Below are 3,084 nucleotides of genomic sequence, written 5' to 3' on the forward strand. Positions count from 1 at the left end.
CCCAGCTGAGCTAATCACCCCCGCTGTGTGGAGTCGCATTATAGGGATCCTTGAATGTGAGTCAACGCTTTTTAAAACTAAAATGATTGTTCGTTGCAAAATTAGTCAAGGTGTCGTATTTATCGCCGCTTGTGCTGCATCCTTGCGCAATTTAGCCTGTTATCTTGTTATTTCCTTCAGAATAAAAGTACGGGTGGCATGTTACGGCGTTGAGGAATCGAAGCAGAGTGATAGAATGTTGCCCACTTTTGTTCTCTGTGCTTATGTCGGTCTGTGCCGACAGCCGTTGCGTAATAAGGCTGTAATCCCAAATGAAAATCAAAACCCGTTTTGCCCCTAGTCCTACTGGCTATCTTCATGTCGGTGGCGCTCGTACCGCGCTTTACTCTTGGCTGTTTGCCCGTCATCAGGACGGCGAGTTCGTGCTGCGTATTGAAGATACCGATCTGGAGCGTTCAACCCAAGACGCGATTGATGCCATTATGGATGGTATGAACTGGCTGAGCCTGAACTGGGATGAAGGCCCGTACTACCAGACTAAACGTTTTGACCGTTATAACGCGGTTATTGACCAGATGTTGGAAAACGGAACGGCATATAAATGCTACTGCTCTAAAGAGCGTCTGGAAGCGCTGCGTGAACAGCAGATGGAAAATGGCGAAAAGCCGCGTTATGACGGCCATTGCCGTGGTTCTCACGAGCATCATGCTGATGATGAGCCACACGTCGTGCGTTTCCTTAACCCGCAAGATGGTTCGGTCATTTTCAATGACCGTATCCGTGGGCCTATCGAATTTAGCAATCAGGAGCTTGACGATCTGATTATTCGTCGCACCGACGGCTCACCAACCTACAACTTCTGTGTCGTTATCGATGACTGGGATATGGAAATCACGCACGTTATTCGTGGTGAAGACCATATCAATAACACGCCGCGCCAGATCAACATCCTGAAAGCGCTGGGTGCACCGGTGCCGGAATATGCGCATGTGTCGATGATTCTGGGCGATGATGGCAAGAAATTGTCCAAACGTCACGGTGCGGTTGGAGTGATGCAATACCGCGATGACGGCTATCTGCCGGAAGCGTTGCTGAACTATCTGGTGCGTTTAGGCTGGTCATCTGGCGATCAGGAAATCTTCTCTATTGATGAGATGAAGTCTCTGTTCTCGCTGGACGCCGTCAGCAAGTCTGCGAGCGCTTTCAATACTGAGAAGCTGCAATGGTTGAACCATCACTATATTAACCATTTGCCAGCAGAATACGTGGCAACGCATTTGTCATGGCATATTGAGCAAGCTGGAATTGATACCCGTACCGGGCCGCAGTTGAGTGAATTGGTTGGCCTGTTGGGCGAACGTTGCAAAACGCTGAAAGAAATGGCGGACTCTTGCCGTTATTTCTATGAAGATTTTGCTGAGTTTGATGCCGATGCGGCGAAGAAACATCTGCGTCCGGTTGCACGTCAACCGCTTGAGCTGGTACGTGAGAAGCTGGCAGCGATTACCGATTGGACGGCGGAGAACATTCATCACGCCATTCAGGGCACGGCTGATGAACTGGGTCAAGGCATGGGTAAAGTCGGTATGCCGCTGCGCGTTGCGGTTACAGGGGCAGGCCAGTCTCCAGGTGTTGACGTGACGGTGCAGGCAATTGGTCAACAGCGTTCGCTGGCGCGGATTGATAAAGCTCTGGCATTCATCGCTGAGCGTGAAGCGCAGCAGTAATCGCTGTTGCGTAAATAGCGTTATATAAAACGCCCCCTGGCTATAGAGCCTAATGTAGATCGTTTAAAGATCGAGATACTGGGGGCTACCACGGTGCGAGGTATCCCTGCGGGAACCTTATCACCGTGTTTCCCCCTGAATACAGGTTTAAGTGAACAGCATTAGGCTTGAGAGCCCAGTTTTTTATTCTTTTATCTGATTATTATTGGCCAGCGATAGCGACCGCTTTGCCGATGGCATCTGGGATCACGTCGCCGTGTCCTTTACCGGGGAATAGAATAAAGTCAGTTTTTGTGCCCTGTTCGTTGAGCTGCGCGACCAGCGTTTTTGCCCTTTCCACCATTTTTCTTTGGCTGAGTCGTTCTGCCCGCTTCTCATCGACCGGTTTACCCGCCTGTGTTTTCACAGGTTCATCCTCATTTGCCCCTGCTGTGACAGTAATTGACAATGGTGATGTGGAAAGGAGCGGCGTTCTGGTGGGAACTACAACGCCATTTCCCCACCAGATAGATGGGCTGGCGGCAACATAACGCTGGAAAGATTCGGTGTGGTTAAAAAGCGTATAGAGCGTAAACAGACCGCCGAAAGAGTGTCCAGCCAGCGTCTGTTTTTGCTTATTGACGGCGTAGTTTGCTTCAACCCACGGTTTTACCGTGGATTGCAGGAATTGGTAAAACGCCTCCGCTTCGCCGCCCGCGGAAAAATCTGGGTCGGTAATGGTGGTTGGTGGCGTGTAGTCGCGCGTGCGAGCGGGAACATCGTAAGGTTTATCGATCGGATAACCGACCGCGACAATCAGCGGTGCCGCGCCGTTTTTCGCGTTATAGCGGTTTACGGCAACAGGAAGCTGGGCATTGCCATCCAGCATATACAGCACCGGATAGCCATCTTCTGGTGCGGGCTGGCGGGGAAGTGCGATAAAAAGTCGATAAGCATGTTGCGCGTCGCTTTTCATCTCGACTTGCCTGATCTCAAATTCAGCTTTTGCGTGTTTGGTAATATCAGGAATGGTTGGCTGTGCCAGAACGGGCAAAATACCAGACGCAGAGGCCATCAGAGAAAATACAATCATAGGAAAATAGCGCATGTGATGGGCTTATAGTAGAAGGCCGAAGCGTAACGTAGAGTGATGATAATAAATCGCGTTATCGTTAGCAGCTTTTTATTATGCTTGTGATGGGACCATATCGAAATTGTCGTCTGTTTTTTCTCACCTTTGGCGTCTTTTTCAGCGGTTAATCGGATTACCGGATTTAGCCGTTGACACTGTTAATCGGGTTTCATATTATGCGACGCGTTCACGCAGTTCTCGCTTTTATGGTGATACTGCAAGATACGGGGCTATAGCTCAGCTGGG

The 3,084-nt window shown here is 49.9% G+C and carries 3 protein-coding genes; 2 read left to right on the forward strand and 1 reads right to left on the reverse strand.

Annotated elements, in window-relative coordinates; genetic code table 11:
* Positions 1–340: hypothetical protein (locus H0247_RS19695; RefSeq protein WP_219606819.1), on the forward strand; the 340-nt coding region annotated here is incomplete at its 5' end.
* The gene (gltX, locus tag H0247_RS18885; RefSeq protein ID WP_180743906.1) at positions 312–1,727 is read left to right on the forward strand and encodes a glutamate--tRNA ligase; all 1,416 of its coding nucleotides are present in this window, start codon (positions 312–314) and stop codon (positions 1,725–1,727) included. The genes H0247_RS19695 and gltX, both read left to right, overlap by 29 nt.
* A gap of 202 nt (positions 1,728–1,929) precedes the next feature.
* Here gltX and H0247_RS18890 read toward each other — a convergent pair whose 3' ends face one another.
* Positions 1,930–2,799: an alpha/beta hydrolase gene (locus H0247_RS18890; protein WP_255434035.1), complete on the reverse strand. Its 870-nt coding sequence runs from the start codon at positions 2,797–2,799 to the stop codon at positions 1,930–1,932.
* Between the last annotated feature and the right edge of the window lie 285 nt (positions 2,800–3,084).

The sequence above is a fragment of the Pectobacterium sp. CFBP8739 genome (genome assembly GCF_013449375.1).
In the GTDB taxonomy this organism is placed as follows: Bacteria; Pseudomonadota; Gammaproteobacteria; order Enterobacterales; family Enterobacteriaceae; genus Pectobacterium.

Bases quoted from the DNA above. Each gene is read 5' to 3' on its own strand.
- gltX (WP_180743906.1), top strand. From the start codon at position 312: ATGAAAATCAAAACCCGTTTTGCCCCTAGTCCTACTGGCTATCTTCAT.
- H0247_RS18890 (WP_255434035.1), bottom strand. From the start codon at position 2,799: ATGATTGTATTTTCTCTGATGGCCTCTGCGTCTGGTATTTTGCCCGTT.